This is a genomic window from Flavobacterium sp. (assembly GCF_041392085.1).
GTDB lineage: Bacteria > Bacteroidota > Bacteroidia > Flavobacteriales > Flavobacteriaceae > Flavobacterium.
The window spans coordinates 207272-225660 of sequence record NZ_JAWKMW010000005.1; the positions used below are offsets into that span (position 1 = coordinate 207272).

The following is an 18389-nucleotide window of genomic DNA, read 5'->3' on the forward strand; positions in this document are numbered from 1 at the left end:
GATAAAAATGAAAATAATCATTTTTGGATTGGGAAATTTTGGAATGTCATTGGCATTAAGTCTGACAGAAACCGGAAATGAGGTAATAGGAGTAGACAAACAAATGGATAAAGTAAATTTAATCAAAGATAAAATTTCACACGCCATTTGTATGGATTCTACAAATGAATTGGCTTATGAATCCTTGCCGTTGAAAGATGCCGATAAAATTGTGGTGGCCATTGGAGAAAATGAAGGAGCAGCCATTATTACGACTGCCATTATCAAAAAATTATCAAATGTAAAAATCATAAGCCGTGCGTTGTCTCCTATTCACGATACCGTTTTGGAAGCAATGGGAATTTATAGCATAATACATCCGGAACAAGAGAGTGCGGATCGATTAACCAAGCAAATCAACTTTAAAACTACCTTAGAAAATTATCAATTAGATAATAATTATACCATTTCAGAAGTTAAATCAAAACCTGAATTTCACGGGAAAACGCTTTCAGAATTGAATGCTATTGATAAGTATCATTTGAATTTGGTAACCATTATTCGCAAAAAAGAGAAAACAAATTTAATTGGAAAAAAAACAATCGTAAAAGAAACAATTGGATTGCCAACTCCTGAAACCATTATTTATGAAGATGATATTTTAGTGGTTTTTGGTGACAACAAAAACATTTCTATTTACTGCGAGGGACAAGATTAAGTTGGAAAAATCGATTAGAATACTATCAACAAAGAGACTAAAATCCAATCAAAAACAATTTTTGTTAAACGCTGGTTTTCGATTGGTTGAAGCCGATTTTATTCAAATAGTGTTTCATAAAATCAATTTAGAAAAAACATTTGATTATATGATTTTTACGAGTCAAAATGCGGTTTTAAGTATTTTGAAAAATGAAAATCACCTTGTTTTAAAAAGTAAAATCTCTTTTTGTGTTGGAATAAAAACAAGGCATTTACTTGAAGAAAACGGATTCCAAGTTGAACAATCGTTTGATTATGCGGAAGAATTGGTTGAATACTGTGTAAAATATCATTCCGATAAAAAATTTACTTTTTTTACAGGAAATTTAAGAAGAGATACGATTCCAAATGCTTTTCAAAAAAACAATATTATTTTTGAAGAAATTGAAGTGTATCAAACCTATTTAACACCACATAAAATTGATAATCAAGTTGATGGGATTTTGTTTTTTAGTCCGTCGGCTGTTCAAAGTTATGTTAAGGAAAACACGATTACAAATGAAATTTGTTTTTGTATTGGTACAACAACTGAAGCGGAATTACAGACAAAGAATAAAATAATTGCAAAGCAACCCACAGTTGAAAACGTAATTATTCAGTGTATAAATTATTTTAATAAATCATAAGTTTTAAAAATAGAACATGATAAAGAACGATCTTTTCCTAAGAGCTTTAAATAACGAAACCGTTGAGCGTCCGCCCGTTTGGATGATGCGTCAAGCCGGAAGATATTTACCCGAATTTAGAGCTTTACGCGACAAATACGATTTTTTTACCCGTTGTGAAACACCTGAATTGGCAGCAGAAATAACCGTTCAACCGATTCGAATTGTTCAACCGGATGCAGCCATTTTGTTTTCAGATATTTTAGTAGTTCCCAGGGCAATGGGCATTCATGTAGAATTGAAAGATAATTTAGGGCCTATTATTCCGAATCCTATCCGAACACTGGAGCAAGTAAATGAAGTAATTGTTCCTAATATCGATGAAACGCTAGGATATGTAATGAATGCCGTGAAATTGACCAAAGAAATGTTGAATGATGAGGTGCCGTTGATTGGTTTTGCCGGCTCACCGTGGACGATTTTTTGTTATGCTGTAGAAGGAAAAGGCTCCAAAAGTTTTGATACTGCCAAAGGATTTTGTTTTTCCAACCCAATTGCAGCTCATACCTTATTGCAAAAAATTACAGATACCACAATTCTATACTTAAAAGAAAAAGTAAAGGCAGGTTGTAATGCCATTCAAATTTTTGATTCGTGGGGTGGAATGTTATCGCCGGTAGATTATCAAGAGTTTTCGTGGTATTATATCAATCAGATTGTAGAAGCATTAGCCCCTTATACCAAAGTAATTGTGTTTGGGAAAGGCTGTTGGTTTGCATTAAATGATATGGCTAAATCAAAAGCATCTGCTCTTGGTGTAGATTGGACCTGTTCTGCCCGAAATGCCAGGTATTTATCAGGAGGAAAAATCACTTTACAAGGAAACTTTGACCCATCACGACTATTGTCGCCAATACAGACAATCAAAAAAATGGTGCATCAAATGATTGATGAATTTGGTAAGGATAACTATATTGTTAATTTAGGTCACGGGATTTTACCAAATATTCCGGTTGATCATGCAAAGGCTTTTGTAGAGGCGGTAAAAGAGTATTCGAAATAAATAATTTTCAGGGTAAAAGAATCAAGTTCCCTCATCTACAAAATTTTAAATAATGCATATTAAATAGTGAATCTGTTTTGAGAACAAGATAAAGAGTTTATTATCAATGTTTTTTTATTATTTTCAACTGTTTTTCTCCGTTATCATAAAATAGCCGCAGAGTATAAATTCCGTTTGAAAATGAGTTCAAATCAATTCTAATTTCACTTTGATGCAGATTTTGAAAGTTGGCTAGTTTCCTTCCGTTAAAGTCAAAAAGTTCAATCGTATATATATTTTCGATATTTTTTATAAAACAGACAGACTTATTGTTTTCCGGATAATAAATCACAACATCGGGTTTATCGTTATCATATAAAGATAAAATAGTTGGGATACAAGTAGTTACTTCTGGCGTTAAATTAGAGTAGAAAAGCTCAGTGTTTTTAAAGAAACAATTTAAGAGTCCTGCGTTATCTATATCCGGAAATCCACCCGGAGCATTAATCATTGATAATGAACCGACTCCCTCAACCCAAACTGCATTTTGCGAGCTTATTATATTGGTTTCATGAGGAGAGAAATAAAAATGTTTTCGAGTTTCTCCTTCCCAAATATCAACGTTTCTAATTGAATCTAAAACAAATAATCCACCTTCTTCCGGAAAAGGGGTAATGGGGTTTTTCATTTCAAACGTATCACCTTCGTTAAGGCTAAAATCATACAACAAGTATTCATCAATTCGGTTTGGACTTATTCTTGTGAGTGTAACTTTTTTTTCTGCGGTATTTTCATGCAATAAAAATGTCCTTGAAATGTAATGGTAGCCATCGAGTATTTTGTGGGTTTTATTATTTACTAATGTATCACCATCAGTATAATAAATATCGGTAATACAACCTTCGTAGCAAGTTGTAAAGTGCCATTCATTTTGTGTGTCTAACATTGGAATATAAGTTTGTCCCAACAAGAAAAAACAATTTAAAAACAAACTTATATTGATAAATTTTTTCATTATGATTGGTTTAAATTATAAGAACAATCGTTGACTTAGTAGTCTTAAATATATAAAAAATGAGCTTAATGTTAGATCAAGCTCATCGTTGTCAAAATTAGTACAAATTAGACTAAACTATTGCAAACAGTTATTTTTATATCCTTTTTTACGAAATATCAGAAACACGCAGGGTATTTACCATCCCTTTTTCAGCGATAGGCATAGCCGCTAAGTTGATAACCATATCACCCTTCTCAACAAACCCTTTTTCTTTAGCCAATTTATTCACATCTTCCACAGTATCATCTGTACTAGAAAACTTATCGTAGTAAAAAGAACGAACTCCCCACAGTAAATTCAATTGCGTTAATATATGCTTATTAGACGTAAATACCAAAATATGGGCACTTGGTCGCCATGCTGAGATTTGAAAAGCAGTATAACCACTGTTTGTTAGAGTGGAAATGGCTTTTGCTTTAATTTCATTAGCCATAATTGCCGCATGGTAACAAATGGATTTAGTTATAAAACGTTTTGTACGAACATGGGGCGGATTATGTGGAACTTGAATAAGCGGACTGTCTTCTACGGAGCGAATAATTTTTGACATGGTCTCTATAACTTCTACAGGATAATTTCCAACCGAAGTTTCACCGGAGAGCATGACCGCATCTGCACCGTCCATTACAGAGTTTGCCACATCATTTACTTCAGCTCTGGTAGGGGTGAGGCTGGTAATCATAGTTTCCATCATTTGTGTGGCTACAATTACAGGAATTCGAGCCGTTTTGGCACGGTGAATTAATTTTTTTTGAATCAAAGGAACTTCTTCAGCCGGAACTTCAACACCTAAATCGCCTCTGGCAACCATTAATCCATCACAAAAAGCAACAATTTTATCAATATTTTCAACTGCTTCTGGTTTCTCTATCTTGGCAACAATTGGAATTTTATACGAAGAATGTTTGGCAATTAAATCTTGTAGTTCTTCTAAATCTTTTGGTGTTCGAACAAAGGAAAGTGCTATCCAATCTACCTCATTTTCAATAGCAAATAAAGCATCTTTAATGTCTTTTTTTGTCAAAGCCGGTAAAGATACTTTTGTATTGGGTAGGTTAACCCCTTTTTTAGATTTCAATGGACCGCCTTGTAATACTTTACAAATAACCTCTGTGGAACCATTTGTTTCTAAGGCTTCAAAAATTAATTTTCCATCATCCAATAGAATTTTCTCACCGGGATTCACATCACTCGGAAATTCTTTGTAATTCATATATACACGATCGGCAGTTCCGGGAGCGTCTTCAGCTGTTTGAAAAGTGATGATGTCTCCTTTACTTACCACAACATCTTCTTTCATCACACCTACACGTAATTTAGGGCCTTGTAAGTCAGCTAAAATAGCGGTGGTATATCCAAATTCTTCATTCAAACCACGTATGATGTTGATACGTTCTTTCACATCATCGTAATCAGCGTGCGAAAAATTGATACGGAATACATTAACACCGGCATCAATCATATTTTTTATGACTTCTTTAGTGCTGCAAGCTGGCCCTAATGTGGCAACAATTTTGGTTTTTTTGTTGATTGGCATATTCGTTTAGAAAATTAAATTGTTTTTAGATTTTATACGACTTTTTAAAACACCGTAAACGGTTGTAAATTGGTCGATGGTATTTAGTTTAGTAATGATGGAATTAAGCAATATTTGATTTTCGTCACCTTCAATTTTTAGAAAAAAATCAACAGTTTTTATTTCAGGTAAAAAATAAAGGAGATTACTAAATTCAGACACTTCATTGAATAGATTGTTTGTCTTAATTTTTTGGGGAAGAGAAACTTCTTTTTTATTTTCTATCAAAGTCCAATATATCCCTTTCTTAGTATCTTCAAATTGAAAATTTGGGAAGCCAAATTTCTGCTTATCAGTTCCAATTAAAATATCTTTTTTGTTTCGATGGAGTAAAATCGGCAAATTTTGATTAATAAGATACGCAACACGATAATTCTCTAAAGCAGTATGAATAGCAATAAGCTGATAATCAGCTTCTTCAAAATCATCAATGCTTAATTTATGAATTGCCATACTTTTCACTCAAACGAGACGTAAATATAGTGTTTTTAGCCTACAAAAACCGGTAGATTTAGTAACTTAACGATAATTTATGAACGAAAACGATGTAGTTTTTGAGATTTCTATAATTTTTTGTCCATTTTTTCTTGGAATGCGAAAAAAGCACGTTTGGAAGCAATTTCTTCCGCCTTTTTTTTAGAAGTGGCTCTCGCTTTAGCAATAACTTTATTATCAATACTCAATTTTACCCCAAAGTATCGTTGTCCATCATTTCCATTGTCGTCAAAAACGCTATAATTAAAGGTCTTTTTCTCCTTTTGACACCATTCAATAACCAAACTTTTGTAGCTAATGACTTTACCTTCTAGTTTTGCAATATCTACATAGGGAACAATAACTTTTTTGTAAATAAACTTTTCGCAATAAGTATATCCTTTATCCAAAAAAATGGCTCCAACTAAAGCCTCAAAAATATTACCGTGAATGTTTTCTCCAAAATGCTGTGATGGGACTTTGCTATCAACGAGTTGAATTAAGTTTAAGTCTCTTCCCAATTCATTCAAATGCTCTCGACTTACAATTTTTGAACGCATTTTGGTCAGATACCCTTCATCTCCGGTAGGAACCTCATTATATAAGTGACTGGCTATAACAGCACTTAACATGGCATCACCCAAAAATTCCAAACGCTCATAGTTTATTGGGTTTCCATTTGTGTCTAATTTGTTAGAAGAACGGTGCGTGAAAGCTCTTTGGTAGAATTCAATATTAATGGGTTTAAATCCCAATATTTTATGAATAGATTCAAAAAAAATCCCGACTTCGAGAGGACGGGAATTTTTGGTGAATATTTTTTTAAAAACGTTCATAGAAAATTAATCTTCCACTTTTTTAAACAAAACACAAGCATTGTGGCCACCAAACCCAAAAGTATTACTCATGGCCACTTTAATTTCTCTTTTTTGTGCTTTATTCAAAGTCAGGTTTAACTCCGGATTGATATTTTCATCTACAACAGAATGGTTAATAGTTGGCGGAATAATTCCGTGTTTAATAGCTAGGATAGAGGCAATTGCTTCAATACCACCAGCGGCTCCTAACAGGTGTCCTGTCATCGATTTGGTAGAATTGATGTTTATCGTTTTAGCATGATCTCCAAAAATAGCGGTAATAGCCTTTAACTCAGCTACGTCTCCTAATGGAGTTGAGGTTCCGTGTGTGTTAATATGATCTATTTCTTCCGGATTCATTTGGGCATCACGTAAACAATTTTGCATCACAGCAATTACACCAATTCCCTCAGGATGAGGAGCGGTAAGATGATACGCATCAGATGACATTCCGCCACCCATGATTTCACAATAAATTTTAGCTCCACGTGCTTTAGCATGCTCATATTCTTCTAATACTAATGCACCGGCACCTTCGCCTAAAACGAATCCGTCTCGGGTGGCATCAAAAGGTCTTGAAGCTGTTTCCGGACTTTCATTTCGTGTAGAAAGAGCGTGCATGGAGTTGAATCCGCCCATTCCGGCTATGGTTACGGCAGCTTCAGAACCACCGGAAATAATTACATCGCATAGACCTATTCGAATATAGTTAAATGCATCAATTAATGCATTAGCAGAAGATGCACAAGCAGAAACCGTAGTATAATTAGGCCCCATAAATCCATTTTTGATAGAAATTTGTCCTGGAGCAATGTCCGCAATCATTTTTGGGATAAAAAACGGGTTAAATTTAGGCGTTCCATCTCCTTTCGCATAATTGAGCACCTCTTCTTGAAAGGTTTCTAAACCGCCAATCCCGGCACCCCAAATTACTCCAACGCGGTATTTGTCAACATTATCGGGAGTAATTCCGGCATCTTTGATGGCTTCGTCACTGGCAACGATAGCATATTGCGTAAACTTATCCATTCGCCTAGCTTCCTTGCGATCGATAAAATCTTCCACATTGAAATTTTTTACTTCACAAGCAAACTTTGTTTTGTGTTTTTCCGTGTCGTAATAGGTGATGGGAGCAGCTCCACTTTTACCGTTAATGAGTCCGTTCCAGTATTCTTGAATATTATTACCAATAGGTGTTAAAGCACCTAATCCGGTCACAACTACTCGTTTTAACTCCATTTTGTAAAAATTTATTGGTACGAATATAAACAAAAAAACCCTGAAATTTATGGAATAGTAAAAATCAGGGGAGTTTTTTTATGTATGTGTGCGATTGATTGACAATCTGTAATTTAAAAATTAATTAAAATAATAACACCCGCTCTGTACATCAGAACGGGATGTTGTTAGTTATTATTTTTTAGCTTCCTCAATGTAAGAAATAGCTTGACCTACAGTAGCAATGTTTTCAGCTTGGTCGTCCGGAATTTGAATATCAAATTCTTTTTCGAATTCCATAATTAGCTCAACAGTGTCTAATGAATCAGCTCCTAAATCGTTTGTGAAGCTTGCCTCTGTTACAACCTCGTTTTCGTCAACACCTAATTTGTCTACGATAATCGCTTTTACTCTTGATGCAATGTCTGACATAATCTTTTAAATTTTAGTTTAATTGTTGGCAAAAATAAAAAACTTTATTTTAATACAACATTTTAGTTAATAATTCTGACTACGAATTTAAAAAATTAATTTGAGAATAGAAGCTCAATCCCTATAAATTATCGTTTCTTTTTCGTTTTTTTGCGTAATAAAAATTACAGGAAACATGAAGAACATCGTGATTTTTGCCTCCGGAACGGGTTCCAATGCTGAAAATATCATTCACTATTTCAAAAATAACAACTCAAAATCGGTAGTCGCTGTGTTTTCAAACAATTCTAATGCCAAAGTTGTAGAGAAAGCAAAAAAATTGAATATTGAAACAGTTGTTTTCAATAAAGACGAGCTTTACGGTGATGTTGTACTTTCTAAATTAAATGATTTTAAACCCGATTTAGTTGTTTTAGCTGGATTTTTGTTCAAGTTTCCTGAGCATATCATCGCAGCATTTCCTAACAAAACTATCAATATTCATCCTGCGTTATTGCCTAAATATGGCGGAAAAGGCATGTATGGTAACCATGTTCATCAAGCTGTTTTAGACAATAAAGAAACCGAAACAGGAATCACCATTCATTTTGTGAATGAACACTATGATGAAGGAGGAATAATCTTTCAAAAATCTGTTTCCATCATAGATTGTACTACTTTTGAAGAAGTTTCAATGAAAGTGCATCAATTAGAACAGGAATATTTTCCAAAAGTGATTGATAAACTCCTTTAAACTCTAACCTATCCCATCAACTAAAATAGACATGTTACACGAAGTCCATATCTATACAGACGGAGCAGCCAAGGGAAACCCGGGACCGGGTGGTTATGGTGTGGTGATGGAATTGGTGGGTTCACCCTATAAAAAAGAGTTTTATGAAGGGTTTCGTTACACGACCAACAACCGCATGGAATTATTGGCTGTGATTGTAGGTTTAGAAAAACTAAAAAACCCAAATACGACTGTTTTAGTGACTTCCGATTCCAAATATGTGGTAGATGCGGTAGAAAAAAGATGGATTTTTCAATGGGAAAAGAAAGGCTTTGCCGGCAAGAAAAATCCCGATTTATGGTTGCGATTCTTGAAAGTGTATCGTCAACATCAAGTGGATTTTAAATGGATAAAAGGACATAACAATCATCCGCAAAACGAACGGTGTGATGAATTGGCGGTGTATGCTTCCTCTTTGCCAAATTTATCTGTGGATGCGTTTTATGAGAAGGAGGAGGGAAAGTTGTTTTGAAAAGGACATGTTTCTGAAAAGTCGGAATAATCTTTACAGCTTATGAAATATTCATTAATAAAAATAGTTGGATTTTTGTTTTCTACTTTTTTAATAAATTCTTGTAAAGAAGTTAAAGTATCTGAGAAAAACAATTTTAATAGACTAGAGGTATTAATTTTGTTAACAAAAACCATTCATTCTTTTGAAATTAACGAAAATGGTGAGGTGATAGAATTAGAAAAGAGTCAAAATGAACAAAAGTTTTTCAAGTATAAATACAATCAAAAACAATTGGAAATTTTCAAAGAAAAAATCAACACTATTCTTAGGAATGGTAAAAAGAAACGATACAGCCCCATTAATTTTGTAGACGGTACATCTTACATTTTAAGTATAAAAAAAAGAGATAAAGTTTTATTTGAAATGGAATCTGTTTTTGGTGACGAACTGAATGAAGTAGATGAATTAATTGTTTTTATTTTAAGACAAAATGATAATAATGAAAAGCAAATGTTATTTGAAGAATATTTGGAATATGAAAAAACTATAAAAATTTTAAATGAAAGATTAAAAATCAAATAAAAATTAAATTTATTTTAACGTGAATTTTATTCAAATCTATACTCAATTTCCGCTTTCAAACCTAAAACAAAAACCCTATCTTTGCACCTTATTTCAAACCATAATCCATGAACAAACTACTCATCGTAGGAACGGTTGCTTTTGATGCGATTGAAACCCCTTTCGGGAAGACAGACAAAATTTTAGGCGGAGCCGCGACTTTTATTGGCTTATCAGCATCTTTTTTTAATGTAAAATCGGCGATTGTTTCTGTTGTTGGAGAAGATTTTCCGCAAGAATATTTAGATTTATTATCCGATAGAGATATCGATATTTCCGGCATTGAAATTGTAAAAGGGGGCAAAACGTTCTTCTGGAGTGGTCGTTACCACAACGATTTGAATTCAAGAGATACGTTGGTTACAGAATTAAACGTGTTAGCCGATTTTCAACCGAAAGTACCAGCCGATTACAAAGATTCAGATGTGGTTATGTTAGGCAACTTACACCCGATGGTGCAAATCAGTGTGTTAGATCAAATGACTTCCAAACCAAAATTAGTGGTGTTGGATACAATGAATTTCTGGATGGATTGTGCGTTAGCGGAATTACATGAAGTGATGAAACGCGTAGATGTAATCACCATTAACGATGAAGAAGCTCGTCAATTATCCGGTGAGTATTCATTGGTGAAAGCGGCAGCGAAGATTCATACGATGGGACCTAAATATGTAGTAATAAAAAAAGGAGAACACGGAGCCTTATTATTCCACGGAAATGAAATTTTCTTTGCACCGGCCTTACCTTTAGAAGAAGTATTTGATCCAACAGGAGCAGGAGATACATTTGCCGGAGGATTTTCCGGATTCATTGCTCAAAGCGAAAATATTTCGTTTGGCAATATGAAAAATGCGATTATTTATGGGTCCAACTTAGCTTCGTTCTGTGTGGAAAAATTTGGAACCGAGCGTATGCTTGACCTGGAAAAAGAGGAAGTATATGACCGCTTGAAACAGTTTAGAGCCTTAACACAATTTGACATTGAATTAGAATAAAAAAAGTGTGCCCCGAAATTACGGGGCATTTTTTATAAATATAGCTTTTAAAATCAACCTACAAAACGAAACTGAAACAAGTTCAGTTTAAACAACAACAATGAGTGACAATTTAAAACACGAATGCGGAATCGCTTTATTACGATTAAAAAAACCGCTTCAGTATTATAAAGACAAATACGGAACAGCCTTCTATGGAATCCAAAAAATGTATTTGTTGATGGAAAAACAACACAACCGTGGTCAAGATGGTGCCGGTTTTGCCAGTATTAAATTTGATGTTGAACCCGGACAACGTTACATCAGTCGGGTTCGTTCAAATAAATCTCAGCCGATTCAAGATATTTTTGCACAAATTAATGAACGGATTAATGAAGAACTAATTCAAAACCCAACTTTTGAAAATGATGTGGAATGGCAAAAAGAAAACATCCCTTATATTGGAGAGTTATTTTTAGGTCATGTTCGGTATGGAACTTTTGGTAAAAATAGTATTGAAAGTGTTCACCCGTTTTTAAGACAAAATAACTGGATGCACCGGAATTTGATTGTGGCCGGAAATTTTAACATGACCAATGTAAAAGAGCTCTTTGATAATCTGGTAGAATTGGGTCAGCACCCTAAAGAATTAGCAGATACGGTTACTGTGATGGAGAAAATAGGCCATTTTTTAGACGATGAAGTGACTGATTTATATCAAGAATGTAAAAACAATGGTTTGTCTAAACGCGAAGCATCTCCAGTTATTGCTGAAAAGTTAGATATTGCTAAGATTTTACGAAAAGCATCAAAAAATTGGGATGGTGGTTTTGCTATGGCCGGATTATTGGGTCATGGTGATGCATTTGTGTTTCGAGACCCGGCCGGAATTCGTCCTGCGTATTTTTATGAAGATGACGAAATCGTGGTGGTTGCATCCGAAAGACCGGTAATTCAAACGGTTTTCAATGTACCTTTCGAAAAAGTACTAGAGTTAGAGCCCGGTAGAGCATTGATTGTAAAGAAGTCCGGAAGTTTTTCGATTGAACAAATTTTAGAACCGTTGGAAAAAAAATCTTGTTCGTTTGAACGTATTTATTTTTCCAGAGGAAGCGATGCTGAAATTTACAGAGAGCGAAAAATGCTAGGAAAATTAATTCTTCCAGCTGTTTTGGAGGCTATTGATAGTGATACTGATAACACTGTTTTTTCATACATCCCAAATACAGCCGAAACTTCTTTTTATGGGATGGTGGAAGCCGCACAGGATTTTTTGAACCAACGAAAAAACAAATACATACTGGATAATCGGAAAACCTTAACAAAAGAAAAATTAGAAGAAATTCTTTCTGTAAAAATCAGAACAGAAAAAGTAGCAATTAAAGATGCTAAACTGCGAACATTCATTACTGAAGACAGCAGCCGCGATGATTTGGTTGCTCACGTCTATGATGTAACGTATGGTGTAATCAATCCGGAAGATAATTTAGTAATTATTGACGATAGTATCGTTCGTGGTACAACCTTAAAGAAAAGTATTATTCGAATGATGGATCGTTTAAATCCAAAACGAATCGTAATTGTATCCTCGGCCCCACAAATTCGCTATCCGGATTGTTATGGAATTGACATGGCCAAGTTAGAAGGGTTGGTTGCTTTTCGTGCGGTTTTGGAATTGTTGAAAGAAAACAATCATTATCATTTGATTGATGAGGTTTATGAAAAATGTAAACAACAAGAAAAATTAAAAGACCGAGAAATAGTCAACTATGTCAAAGAAATTTATGCACCATTCAGTGACCAGCAAATTTCTAATAAAATTGCCGAGATGTTGAGTTCATCGGACATTAATGCAGAAGTAAAAATTATTTTTCAATCTGTGGATAATTTACACATTGCTTGTCCTAAAGACTTGGGCGATTGGTATTTTACCGGCAACTATCCAACTGCTGGTGGTAACCGTGTGGTGAATAGGGCTTTTATGAATTTTTACGAGGGTAAAGACGCAAGAGCCTATTAGCTAATTAAGGTTTTTGCCTTTTAACGATTTTTGTTGCATTTCATCTAATTTATTTGTTAACAAAATAGTGTTGATATACATTTGTTTCACCATAGCATTAGTAGGTTAAGTTTATGGTAGATTTGGGGCAAAAAGGGTACGCTATGCGTACCTTTTTTATTTTACATTGATTACAATGCTTTTAAAAACAAGTCAAAAACCCACAAAAACATACAATGTACCCTTTATTCCCTAATTGTTAAAATTTATCTTTCCAAACAATAGTTTCGTGTCTGTATCCGTTGTACATTTGTAATTACCATAGTACGCACGGTTAAGTTTATGGTAGATTTGGGGCAAAAGGGTGGAAGAAATTCCACCTTTTTATTTTTATACAAAAAAAGCGACATCAAATAAGTGTCGCTTTTTTTTGATTAAAAAAGAAATAGTTTTATTTTTCTACAGCAAACCTTCGGGAAACTTCTGCCCAATTTATAACGTTGAAAAAGGCCTCAATATAGTCCGGTCTTCTGTTTTGGTAATGCAAGTAGTAAGCATGTTCCCAAACGTCCATTGCTAAAATAGGAGTTCCGCCACAACCTACACCAGGCATTAACGGGTTGTCTTGATTTGGAGTTCCGCACACTTCTAATTTTCCGTCTTTTACACATAAAAAAGCCCATCCGGAACCAAACTGAGTTGCTCCAGCCTTAGAAAACTTAGCTTTAAATTCAGCAAATGAACCAAAATCTCTTTCGATTGCTTCTGCTAATTCTCCACTTGGTTCTCCACCGCCATTAGGAGACATTACTGTCCAAAATAGATTGTGATTATAAAAACCACCACCATTGTTACGAACAGCCGCATTGGTTTTGTCTAGATTAATTAATATGTTTTCAATTGTTTTACCTTGCATATCGGTTCCCTCAATAGCAGCATTCAGATTATTTGTATAGGCTGCATGATGTTTAGAATGGTGAATTTCCATTGTTCTGGCATCAATATGTGGTTCCAATGCATTATATGCATAAGGTAACTGTGGTAGTTCAAATGTCATGTTTTAAAAATTTATGTTTAACAATAATGAGCATCAAAATTAATCAATTAACTTTGGAAAAGGAAATTCTATTTTGTTATTGTTGTATTAATTTATCTTATAATCTTGCATAAACCAGCCTTTTCAATTTATGATGCTTCTGCCGGCTCCGGTAAAACATATACTTTGGTAAAAGAATACCTTAAAATTATTCTCTTATCCAAAAAAGAAGATGCTTATAAAACTATTTTAGCCATTACGTTTACCAACAAGGCGGTTGGTGAAATGAAATCCAGAGTGGTTGAAACGCTTTCTCAATTTGCTTCAGAGTCACCAAATGTCAAAGCAATGTCTGTAATGCAAGCTATTGTCTCAGAAACAGATTTGTCTATACGAGAAATTAAACAGAAATCTAAAACAATCATTCGAAATATTATTCACAATTATGCTGCTTTTGATATTTCTACTATTGATAAATTTACACACAAAGTCATTCGTACTTTTGCTAATGATTTAAATTTGTCTTCCACTTTTGAAGTTTCTTTGGAAACAGACAATCTATTGCAAGAGGCTGTAGATGCTATTGTTGCTTTGGCCGGCGATGATGAAATGCTCACACACTTATTAGTTGATTTTTCTCTTGAAAAAACAGATGATGATAAATCATGGGATGTTACTCGAGATATTAAAGAAATCTCAAAGTTGTTGGTGAATGAAAATAATCGTAACGAAATTCTTCATTTCAAAGAAAAACAAATTCAAGAGTTTGTTGATGTAAAGAAAAAAGTACACAATAAAATCAAAACCATCGAAAACGAATGTAAGACTTTAGGACAAAAAGCTATGCAACTAATCAATGCAAAAGGGTTAGATTCTAAATCGTTCAATCGTAGTATGGTTTATAATTATTTTTCTAAAACAGCTCAAGGTAAAATTAACTACAATCCTAAAATAGAATGGTATTTAGAAGAAGGTAATAGATATTCCAAATCGCTACCTCAAATACAAAAAGATGCTGTAGATTCTATTTCAGCAGAGTTAGTACAATTTTTCAAACACTTACATTCTTTGATTAAAGAATATTTGTTTTACCTAGCTTTCTTAAAGAATATTACACCTTTATCATTATTAAACAAGGTGAGTCAGGAGTTGGAAAAGATTCAGGAAGAGCAAAATATTTTGTCGATTTCAGAATTTAACGCCATCATTCACAACGAAATTCAAAACCAACCGGCCCCTTTTATATATGAACGAATGGGTGAGCGGTATAAACATTTTTTTATTGATGAATTTCAAGACACCTCTCAAATGCAATGGGAGAATCTAATTCCATTGATTGACAATGCTTTGTCTAGTGAGGACTTAAATCAAGAAAGAGGTTCTTTGATGATTGTGGGCGATCCGAAACAATCCATTTATCGTTGGCGTGGAGGTAGGGCGGAACAATTCATTCAATTGAGCAAAGATGAAAATCCATTTGTGAATCCTGAAAAGCAACTTTTTCATTTAGATACTAATTGGCGTAGTTACAGCCAAATTATTGATTTTAACAATCAGTTTTTTTCCTTTTTGGCTCACAGTTTTGAACATCAAGATTACAAAGATCTATATTTAAACCATAGTTATCAAAAGGATAATGATAAAAAAGGAGGGTATGTTAAACTTTCTTTTATTCCATCCAAAGTAGAATGGGAAGACGAGGTTGAAAAAGATGATTTGTACCTAGAAGCCGTTTTGCAAACAATAGAAGAGTTAAAATCAAAAGGGTTTTCGTATCGTGATATGGTTATTTTGACCCGGAAAAAAGAATCGGGAACCAAAATTGCCGGATTTTTAACAGAGAAAAGTATTCCTATTGTTTCTTCGGAATCACTGCTGTTACAAAATTCTTCAGAAGTAAATCTGATAATTTCATTATTACGGTTTTTAAAAAACGGTGGTGACAAACAGTCAAAAGCAGAATTTTTATATTATGTAGCTAAGTATCTTCAACATGAAATACCAACGCATGATTTTATAGCAAAAGGAATGGCGTTTGAGAAGGAAAATGATTTAGAAAATTGGCTAACTGCTTTAGACTTATCTTTTTCGTTTTACCATATTAGAAAAAAATCATTATTTGAAGCGGTTGAAATCATTATCCACACATTCTTAAAACTTAATCAATCAAACGCATATGTCCAAGATTTTTTGGATAGGGTTTTGGATAGAGATATAAAAAACCAATCCGGCATTTCCGACTTCTTAGCGTATTGGGATACAAATAGTGCTAAATTTAGTATTCCTTCACCTGAAGGGAACAATGCTATTCGAATCATGACAATTCACAAGTCCAAAGGATTGGAGTTTCCGGTAGTTATTTTTCCGTTTGCCGAAGAAAGTTATGCCAATTCTCCCAAAGATAAATTGTGGGTTGAACCTGAATTTGATTTAATTGAATTGCCTAAAATTTTAATAGACAATAATAAAGATGTTGAAGAATTAGGAGAATTAGCCTCAGCAGTATATCATCAAAAGAAGGAAGAGGAATTATTGGACAACGTAAACATTTTATACGTAGCACTCACACGAGCAGAAGAACAATTGCACATCATTTCAAGTATGAATTTGACTTCAAAAGGAGAAATTGTTTCCAATAACATGTCAACTTTCTTTCTTTCTTTTTTAGAAGAAAAAGAAATGTTCAATCCTCAAAGAAAAGAATATGAGTGGGGTAGTGCTGAAAAAGTGTCAACAGAAAGTAAAAAAGTTCAAGAGTTAATTCCGATTAACTTAGTTCAGAAAAAACTTAATCCAAGTTCGATAAAAATTGCCCAGCGAGAAAATCTTATGTGGGGAACAAACCAACAAAAAGCAATCGAATATGGCAATGTGATTCATGAAATAATGTCTTATGTACGAACAAAAAATGATATCGATTTGGCTATCACAAAAGCATTAGAAAACGGAATTATTAAATTGAATCAAAAAGAAACAGTTTTATCTATTGTTAAACAAATATGTTTTCATCCGGAATTATCCATCTTTTTTTATGAATCAAATAAAATTCTAAACGAACAAATTATTTTACAAAAGGAACACACCATTGTAAAACCTGATCGTATAGTAATCAGCCAACAAAATGAGGTATTTATTCTTGATTATAAAACAGGAGAATCAAACGTAAAGCATCACAAACAACTTATGCTTTACGAATCTGCTCTCGAAAATATGGGTTTTTTAGTGGTGAAAAAAACATTGGTTTACATTGGAGAAACATTGGAAATAGTAACTTTGTAAAAAAATAAAAGCAATATGTACGGTAAAATACAACAACATTTACAGCACGAATTAGAGACTATTCAACAAAACGGATTGTTTAAAAAAGAGCGAATTATTACGTCGCCGCAAGGTGCAGAAATCACTATTTCAACCGGTGAAAAAGTGTTGAATTTTTGTGCAAATAATTATTTAGGACTTTCGTCTCATCCGGAAGTGGTTCAAGCAGCCAAGGATGCCTTGGATTCGCATGGTTTCGGTATGTCATCTGTACGATTTATTTGCGGCACACAAGATATTCACAAGCAATTAGAACATAAAATAGCTACATTCTACGGAACAGAAGACACAATTTTATATGCTGCCGCTTTTGATGCCAACGGAGGTGTTTTTGAACCTTTGTTAGGTGAAGAGGATGCAATTATTTCAGACAGTTTGAATCATGCTTCTATTATTGATGGTGTTCGATTATGTAAAGCAGCTCGTTATCGCTATGAAAATAATAATATGGAAGAGTTGGAACAACAACTTGTTAAAGCTAATCAAGAAGGCAGACGGTTTAAATTGATTGTAACTGACGGTGTTTTTTCAATGGATGGAATAGTTGCTTCGTTGGATAAAATTTGCGATTTAGCCGATAAATACGATGCAATGGTAATGGTGGATGAATGTCACGCAGCCGGATTTATTGGAGCAACAGGCAAAGGCACTTTGGAAGCTAAAGGAGTTATAGGTCGAGTTGATATCATTACCGGTACATTAGGAAAAGCCCTGGGCGGAGCAATGGGCGGATATACTACTGGTAAGAAAGAAATTATAGAGATTTTAAGACAGCGTTCCCGACCGTATTTGTTTTCAAATTCTTTAGCACCCTCGATTGTTGGGGCTTCTTTAAAGGTGTTTGAATTATTAGAAAAAGACACAACACTTCGCGACAAACTTGAATGGAACACTAATTATTTCAAAAAAAGAATGATTGCGGCAGGGTTTGATATCGTTGACGGAGATTCAGCCATTGTTCCGGTGATGCTTTATGATGCTAAATTGGCCCAAGAGATGGCAGAGGAATTATTAAAAAAGGGAGTTTATGTGATTGGGTTCTTTTTCCCGGTAGTGCCTAAAGGAAAAGCTAGAATTCGAGTACAACTTTCAGCTGCTCATACTCAAGAACATCTTGATAAAGCGATTGATGCTTTTACAAGTGTTGGAAAAATGTTGAAAATCATATAGTTTTCTTATTAATGTTTTTAACATTTAGTTTTGTAATTAAAATAAA

The 18389-nt window shown here is 33.9% G+C and carries 17 protein-coding genes; 10 read left to right on the forward strand and 7 right to left on the reverse strand.

From position 1 onward, the window contains the following. The first annotated feature begins 7 nt into the window (after positions 1 to 7). From R2782_RS03915 to hemE, 3 genes are all read left to right on the forward strand, one after another. Positions 8 to 697, forward strand: a complete 690-nt coding sequence (locus tag R2782_RS03915; RefSeq protein WP_371266765.1) for a TrkA family potassium uptake protein — start codon at positions 8 to 10, stop codon at positions 695 to 697. Between the two features lie 61 nt (positions 698 to 758). Continuing rightward, on the forward strand, positions 759 to 1364 hold the full coding sequence (locus R2782_RS03920; protein WP_371266766.1) for a uroporphyrinogen-III synthase: 606 nt from the start codon (positions 759 to 761) through the stop codon (positions 1362 to 1364). A 16-nt stretch (positions 1365 to 1380) separates the two neighbouring features. Further along, positions 1381 to 2406 (forward strand): uroporphyrinogen decarboxylase, encoded by a 1026-nt coding sequence (gene hemE, locus R2782_RS03925; protein WP_371266767.1) that lies wholly within the window; start codon positions 1381 to 1383, stop codon positions 2404 to 2406. A gap of 103 nt (positions 2407 to 2509) precedes the next feature. On the opposite strand, the gene R2782_RS03930 is transcribed toward hemE, so the two are convergent. The 6 genes from R2782_RS03930 to R2782_RS03955 form a co-directional block, all read right to left on the reverse strand. After that, positions 2510 to 3400, reverse strand: a complete 891-nt coding sequence (locus tag R2782_RS03930) for a T9SS type A sorting domain-containing protein (RefSeq protein WP_371266768.1) — start codon at positions 3398 to 3400, stop codon at positions 2510 to 2512. A gap of 148 nt (positions 3401 to 3548) precedes the next feature. Then, positions 3549 to 4979: a pyruvate kinase gene (gene pyk, locus R2782_RS03935; RefSeq protein ID WP_371266769.1), complete on the reverse strand. Its 1431-nt coding sequence runs from the start codon at positions 4977 to 4979 to the stop codon at positions 3549 to 3551. A 6-nt stretch (positions 4980 to 4985) separates the two neighbouring features. Then, positions 4986 to 5471, reverse strand: a complete 486-nt coding sequence (locus tag R2782_RS03940; protein WP_371266770.1) for an IPExxxVDY family protein — start codon at positions 5469 to 5471, stop codon at positions 4986 to 4988. A 110-nt stretch (positions 5472 to 5581) separates the two neighbouring features. Beyond that, positions 5582 to 6328 carry a ribonuclease III gene (rnc, locus tag R2782_RS03945; protein WP_371266771.1) on the reverse strand — a complete coding sequence of 249 codons (747 nt, stop codon included), beginning with the start codon at positions 6326 to 6328 and terminating at the stop codon, positions 5582 to 5584. A gap of 6 nt (positions 6329 to 6334) precedes the next feature. Further along, positions 6335 to 7588: a beta-ketoacyl-ACP synthase II gene (fabF, locus tag R2782_RS03950; RefSeq protein WP_371266772.1), complete on the reverse strand. Its 1254-nt coding sequence runs from the start codon at positions 7586 to 7588 to the stop codon at positions 6335 to 6337. A gap of 174 nt (positions 7589 to 7762) precedes the next feature. Continuing rightward, positions 7763 to 7999: an acyl carrier protein gene (locus R2782_RS03955; protein WP_007137004.1), complete on the reverse strand. Its 237-nt coding sequence runs from the start codon at positions 7997 to 7999 to the stop codon at positions 7763 to 7765. 175 nt (positions 8000 to 8174) lie between these two features. Here R2782_RS03955 and R2782_RS03960 point away from each other — a divergent pair, with 175 nt between their 5' ends. From R2782_RS03960 to R2782_RS03980, 5 genes are all read left to right on the forward strand, one after another. After that, positions 8175 to 8732, forward strand: coding sequence for a phosphoribosylglycinamide formyltransferase (locus tag R2782_RS03960; RefSeq protein WP_371266773.1), 558 nt, complete (start codon positions 8175 to 8177; stop codon positions 8730 to 8732). 31 nt (positions 8733 to 8763) lie between these two features. Then, positions 8764 to 9243 carry a ribonuclease HI gene (rnhA, locus tag R2782_RS03965; RefSeq protein ID WP_371266774.1) on the forward strand — a complete coding sequence of 160 codons (480 nt, stop codon included), beginning with the start codon at positions 8764 to 8766 and terminating at the stop codon, positions 9241 to 9243. Positions 9244 to 9285: 42 nt separating this feature from the next. After that, complete coding sequence (locus R2782_RS03970; protein WP_371266775.1) at positions 9286 to 9807, forward strand: hypothetical protein; 522 nt, start codon at positions 9286 to 9288, stop codon at positions 9805 to 9807. 107 nt (positions 9808 to 9914) lie between these two features. Next, a complete protein-coding gene (locus R2782_RS03975) occupies positions 9915 to 10841 on the forward strand; it encodes a PfkB family carbohydrate kinase (protein ID WP_371266776.1) in 927 nt (308 codons plus the stop codon). Between the two features lie 100 nt (positions 10842 to 10941). Continuing rightward, positions 10942 to 12840 (forward strand): amidophosphoribosyltransferase, encoded by a 1899-nt coding sequence (locus R2782_RS03980; protein WP_371266777.1) that lies wholly within the window; start codon positions 10942 to 10944, stop codon positions 12838 to 12840. A gap of 430 nt (positions 12841 to 13270) precedes the next feature. Here R2782_RS03980 and R2782_RS03985 read toward each other — a convergent pair whose 3' ends face one another. Beyond that, complete coding sequence (locus tag R2782_RS03985; RefSeq protein ID WP_371266778.1) at positions 13271 to 13876, reverse strand: superoxide dismutase; 606 nt, start codon at positions 13874 to 13876, stop codon at positions 13271 to 13273. Between the two features lie 105 nt (positions 13877 to 13981). Here R2782_RS03985 and R2782_RS03990 point away from each other — a divergent pair, with 105 nt between their 5' ends. Further along, positions 13982 to 17134: a UvrD-helicase domain-containing protein gene (locus R2782_RS03990; protein WP_371266779.1), complete on the forward strand. Its 3153-nt coding sequence runs from the start codon at positions 13982 to 13984 to the stop codon at positions 17132 to 17134. A gap of 15 nt (positions 17135 to 17149) precedes the next feature. Further along, a complete protein-coding gene (gene kbl, locus R2782_RS03995; RefSeq protein ID WP_371266780.1) occupies positions 17150 to 18343 on the forward strand; it encodes a glycine C-acetyltransferase in 1194 nt (397 codons plus the stop codon). The last annotated feature ends 46 nt before the right edge of the window (positions 18344 to 18389 follow it).

What these genes read in the sequence shown, in the direction of transcription:
- R2782_RS03915 (WP_371266765.1), top strand. Translation starts at nt 8, where the DNA reads ATGAAAATAATCATTTTTGGATTGGGAAATTTTGGAATGTCATTGGCA.
- hemE (WP_371266767.1), top strand. Translation starts at nt 1,381, where the DNA reads ATGATAAAGAACGATCTTTTCCTAAGAGCTTTAAATAACGAAACCGTT.
- R2782_RS03930 (WP_371266768.1), bottom strand. Translation starts at nt 3,400, where the DNA reads ATGAAAAAATTTATCAATATAAGTTTGTTTTTAAATTGTTTTTTCTTG.
- pyk (WP_371266769.1), bottom strand. Translation starts at nt 4,979, where the DNA reads ATGCCAATCAACAAAAAAACCAAAATTGTTGCCACATTAGGGCCAGCT.
- R2782_RS03940 (WP_371266770.1), bottom strand. Translation starts at nt 5,471, where the DNA reads ATGGCAATTCATAAATTAAGCATTGATGATTTTGAAGAAGCTGATTAT.
- rnc (WP_371266771.1), bottom strand. Translation starts at nt 6,328, where the DNA reads ATGAACGTTTTTAAAAAAATATTCACCAAAAATTCCCGTCCTCTCGAA.
- fabF (WP_371266772.1), bottom strand. Translation starts at nt 7,588, where the DNA reads ATGGAGTTAAAACGAGTAGTTGTGACCGGATTAGGTGCTTTAACACCT.
- R2782_RS03955 (WP_007137004.1), bottom strand. Translation starts at nt 7,999, where the DNA reads ATGTCAGACATTGCATCAAGAGTAAAAGCGATTATCGTAGACAAATTA.
- R2782_RS03960 (WP_371266773.1), top strand. Translation starts at nt 8,175, where the DNA reads ATGAAGAACATCGTGATTTTTGCCTCCGGAACGGGTTCCAATGCTGAA.
- rnhA (WP_371266774.1), top strand. Translation starts at nt 8,764, where the DNA reads ATGTTACACGAAGTCCATATCTATACAGACGGAGCAGCCAAGGGAAAC.
- R2782_RS03970 (WP_371266775.1), top strand. Translation starts at nt 9,286, where the DNA reads ATGAAATATTCATTAATAAAAATAGTTGGATTTTTGTTTTCTACTTTT.
- R2782_RS03975 (WP_371266776.1), top strand. Translation starts at nt 9,915, where the DNA reads ATGAACAAACTACTCATCGTAGGAACGGTTGCTTTTGATGCGATTGAA.
- R2782_RS03980 (WP_371266777.1), top strand. Translation starts at nt 10,942, where the DNA reads ATGAGTGACAATTTAAAACACGAATGCGGAATCGCTTTATTACGATTA.
- R2782_RS03985 (WP_371266778.1), bottom strand. Translation starts at nt 13,876, where the DNA reads ATGACATTTGAACTACCACAGTTACCTTATGCATATAATGCATTGGAA.
- kbl (WP_371266780.1), top strand. Translation starts at nt 17,150, where the DNA reads ATGTACGGTAAAATACAACAACATTTACAGCACGAATTAGAGACTATT.